Genomic DNA, 4278 nt, shown 5'->3' on the forward strand with positions numbered 1-4278 from the left:
TCGGCCGAGCGCGGCCCGGCCGGTCCGGACCGCGCGGTCAGCGGCTGGAGTCAGCCTCTGCATTCGGTATGTGGCCAGCATCGGCGCGTTCGTGGTCTAATTCGCCGGGGCATTGGCTGGTCCAAGGTTGCTGCCAGGTTGACGATTTCGGCAGCGCGGTCGAAGTCGGTGCGCATGGTCGCATCGTAATGTGACATAGGTGTAGACACTCCTACGGGAAGTGTGGGTCGGCACGCCACCCGAGCTCCAGTTCAACGTGTAGGGGCGGTCGAACCACTGACGGATATCCAGATCGCGGCAAATCAAGTTGATGCCCGAAAGGGGCCAGCGATGCAGCCGTGCCGTTCGGCGCCATAATCGGGGAAGCGCGTTGACATCGCCGCATCGAACGCCGCGACCCGCCCGGGAGAATCCCACGTGTTGAACTGTTCGCGCTGCCGATACCAATCCATCAGCGACGCCGCTTCCTGACTGCGCCCCTCCAGCAACGCCAAGATCACCACACCCCGCAACCGCACCGGATCCGGATTGAACCTATCCGGAGAGGTCGGCTTCGGTTTCGGGGCCAACGCGAGCAGATTAATCAGACTCGCCCGCTGCGTGAACCACTGCCGCACCGGGCCACGCACGCTGTCCATGAATCGATCAACGCGATAATCGACATCGGATTCGACAGCGATCCAGATCGTCGCCATCCCGACATCTCGTGGATACTGAAAATGACCGAACGGTACCGTCTCCACACACGCAGGCACCCCACTCTGGGCGGCACTGTCCAACGCCTCTGACGGCAACTCCGCCCGGACCTGCGCCACCGCGTTCGACGTCAACCATGTCCGCCCGGAAACACCAATGCTCCCGTCGTTGCTCCGGAGGAGGTGCGCCTCAATCGCGGCTGTCACACCTGACACACCACTATCAGTCGCGGCGAACCAGGCGGCCCGCCAGCTCGGATACTGCTTCCCTGGCTGGGCTTCGCCTTTCCCATCCAACGCCTGGCATCGAGCGAATCCCTCGGCAACCAAAACCTCGGCCAGCCGGGCGATTATCAGCCCCATCAGCCGATCCGACGCACTCACAGTCATGATGCTCTCCCTCTCCGATCACGGCGGGCCTATCCTGTCAGGCAAGGGCACAGCGAGGTTGACCGTACAGTCCCCGATCAACCGATACCGGTTCCCGCCTTTGCGGTGTCGACGCCCTCGGTTATCAGCGGGTGGTTCGGTCACTGCAACAACGTCATCGACGAAGCGCTTGTCCCGGAATCGATTTCGTTGTTGCAGCGTTATCAGCAAGGCGGCAACAACGATCACGTCACCGGTTTCGTGCGGTGGCCGAAACGGGTGTTTCCTGACGACACTTTCACCGTGGTCACCCCAGGCGGGTTACCTCTGTATTTTCGCGCTCCTGCCGGGTTCGAGTTACGCAACACCGCAGGTAGACTCGGCCGCCTGATCGACACACGGGCACACGGCGGGTATGTCGTGGCCCCGGGATCAATCGTGGGTGCTCGCCGTTACCGGATCCTTCGTGATAAGCAGGTCGTGGAGCTGCCCCGATGGCTCGTGCATCGGCTGATGCCCGCACCGTCGCCGACAGCAACGCCGCCGATGCCGTTAGGCGTCCCCGCGCGCGGACGCCTACCTGCGAGCGATTCTCGATGGCGAATCGCGCAAAGTCGCACGGGCACAGGTCGGTTCCCGCCACGATGCCCTGCTCAGGGCCGCGGTGACGTTGGGGCGCCTCGTCGCCGCCGGTGAACTGGCCGAATCAACGGCCCGAGCAGTTCTGGAACATGCTTCCACCCAACATCTCGGCATCGCCGACCACACCGAGCGCGAGGTGCGGCGCACGATCAACGACGGCATCGCCTACGGCAAGCAGTTTCCGCGCCGAATCAGCAACCTTTGACCTTCACCGATGTCTCCCCCAGCGACCACCACAACGCGCGGTAGGCGGCGTGAGCGTGAACTTTGCTCCGCTGAAGTCACGGCGCGCGTTCGGCGGAGGATGAGTCGCGTACCACGAACGTCGTCCCCGCACGCGCGCAGCTCCACTACGGCAGGATCGATTCAGTCCGCGGCCGGGCACCCAGCCCAGGAGATTTTCCTTCCGCCCGATGCAACTGCGGCCACGGCGTAAGAATCCGCGGACCGTCCTGGGTGACGGCAACGGTGTGTTCCCAGAGGGCAGACCTGCTGCCGTCGAGCGTCACTGTTGTCCAACCGTCTCCCAGTGTGCGGGTCTGTGTGGTGCCCAAGGTCAGGACCGGCTGGATCGCCAGCACCGAGCCGACCACCAGACGCGGCCCCTTGCCCGGCGCGCCCTCGTTGGGCACGAACGGCTGCACATGCAGTTCCCGACCGATGCCGTGCCCACCGTAATCCTCGACGATGCCGTAGACCCGACCGTGCTTGTGCTGGACGGCCCGTGTAGCCATTTCGATGGCGTGGGACACATCGGTCAGCCGGTTACCCGGCAGCATTGCCCCGATACCAGCGTCCAACGACATCCGTGCGGCCTCGACGAGTTGCTCATCGGCCTGCGACAACGTGCCGATCCCGACGGTGCAGGCCGCGGCGCTGTGCCAGCCCTCCACAGCCACACCACAGTTGATCGAGACCAGATCGCCTGCGGCGAGAACCTCCTCGACCGTCGGGAGGCCGTTCACTGCTTGATCGTTCACCGACACGCAGATCGACTCGGGAAAACCGTGGTAGCCCTTGAACGCCGGCACCGCACCTGCGTCGCGGATCACCTGCTCGGCCATCTCGGCCAGCTCCAGCGTCGACACACCCGGGTCCGGCCGCCACACAAACGGCGGCCAACGCCCGGCCGACCACCGCACCTGCGGCAGCCATCGCGTCGAGTTCACCCGAGGTGCGGAACGGCACAACATTCCTGCGCCTGCGACCTAACAACATCAACGTCAGTGCCCCTCGTCAAACCTCGGTCCGTAGAAGATATCGCACAGATGACGCCCCTGTCCCCGCCCAACAGAACTACGCGGCCGAAGCCGAGGTTTCGATCGTCGGCAATGCCGACGTTGCCGGGTCGATAACCTGGCTCAGCCCTGCAGCACCAGCGCCGCAGGGCCACCGGAATTGAGCCAGAGCTGGCGACTCGACAGTCCCTTCACAGCCGGGTGCTCAGTACCGAGACTCGAGGCAGAACACGCAGTCCTCGAGAGGACTTCCGACGGCCCGGACCGCGCGCCATGCGGCAGATGAGTGCGTTCGATACACGCCGAACCCGCGCTAGAGCTTGATACCCATCGCGGAGACGTCAACACCTTCGCCGACGTTCTGGCTTTCCGCAGCGAGCGACAGTTGTTGTGGCTCGGCGATTTTCAGTACATCCCGCAGTGCCGACACCGCGGCGTGCGCCAGACGGTGATGTTGCTCGGCAGTAGCAGTCTTCGGCAGCTCCCAGTACCAATTCATCTCGTCGGGTTCCTGCCATCCCAGCTGCCGCATCGCCGCTTCCGCGGTCGGCGACATCCGATGGGCTTCAGGCAGAAAGTTGTTGGACGATATCTCGCCGTACACCTCGCCCTGATCGCTGATGCTGAACTGGGCATATCCGCTCTCAGGGCCGCTGAGGGTCATCCAGTCACCCTCGCGCATGTGCGCCAACGTCAACGCGAGCCGCGCCGTGAGGTCGTCCCAAGTTGTCACTGCGGCGTCTCCGTTGGGCATGAGCTCGCGCGCTGGACGGCGTCGATCGATACGTGGATAGAAGACCCGGTTGCGGTAGACGAGGATCCGGTGCGTCCATTCCTGCTCGTCGTAAAACCGGAGATCGCCGAGGTGAACCGAACCGTCGGAGGCGATTTCGGCAGCGTCCGCGCGACGGGCAAGCCACACGAACAGTGGTTCCAAACGATCGAGGTCTTCGGGTGCCGGCTCTTGCCATGCCGACAGCAGCCAGCCCCCGCCCGCCCGTGCGGTCAGATCGACAGCCAGATCGGGATCTTCTCGATGGAATGCGCGCTCTCGCAGGAAAAGGCTGACGTGGGCTGGCAGGTCGCCTGAATCCAGTGGCTGCGGGCCGAGTCCGAGTTGCCAACGCAGTTCGGCAACGTCGGCCGGGGTCATCTCGGACGTCAGCGAGACGGAAAGCCGCATGTGATAGTACGCATTGACCACGCGCGTGAGACTATCGGCCAGGTAGGACATCATCCTGCCCCGGCACAACTCAGAGTGCTGGCGCTCTGCCATAGCCTGCGCGCTAGCTGTCGATACCGGGACTTTCTGTAATCGGCATGTGAGGTTCCCC

The 4278-nt window shown here is 64.0% G+C and carries 4 protein-coding genes and 1 pseudogene; 2 read left to right on the forward strand and 3 right to left on the reverse strand.

The window, feature by feature from the left end; genetic code table 11:
- Nucleotides 1-302: 302 nt before the first annotated feature.
- Entirely contained in the window at nt 303-1079 is a 777-nt protein-coding gene (locus tag ACW2Q0_RS30895; protein ID WP_457194458.1) for a hypothetical protein, read from the reverse strand.
- A gap of 264 nt (nt 1080-1343) precedes the next feature.
- Between ACW2Q0_RS30895 and ACW2Q0_RS30900 the strand changes: the two genes are divergently transcribed.
- Both ACW2Q0_RS30900 and ACW2Q0_RS30905 read left to right on the forward strand, forming a co-directional pair.
- A complete protein-coding gene (locus tag ACW2Q0_RS30900; RefSeq protein ID WP_457194461.1) occupies nt 1344-1760 on the forward strand; it encodes a bifunctional DNA primase/polymerase in 417 nt (138 codons plus the stop codon).
- A complete protein-coding gene (locus ACW2Q0_RS30905; protein WP_457194459.1) occupies nt 1729-1911 on the forward strand; it encodes a hypothetical protein in 183 nt (60 codons plus the stop codon). The genes ACW2Q0_RS30900 and ACW2Q0_RS30905 overlap by 32 nt, the downstream gene beginning before the upstream one ends.
- A gap of 145 nt (nt 1912-2056) precedes the next feature.
- Here the strand turns inward: ACW2Q0_RS30905 and map are convergent.
- Together map and ACW2Q0_RS30915 are read right to left on the reverse strand one after the other, a co-directional pair.
- A pseudogene (gene map / locus ACW2Q0_RS30910) lies at nt 2057-2924 on the reverse strand (type I methionyl aminopeptidase).
- A gap of 333 nt (nt 2925-3257) precedes the next feature.
- A partial coding sequence (locus tag ACW2Q0_RS30915; protein ID WP_457194460.1) for a TY-Chap domain-containing protein occupies nt 3258-4278 on the reverse strand: 1021 nt, incomplete at its 5' end.

It is taken from the genome of Nocardia citri, from assembly GCF_054065835.1.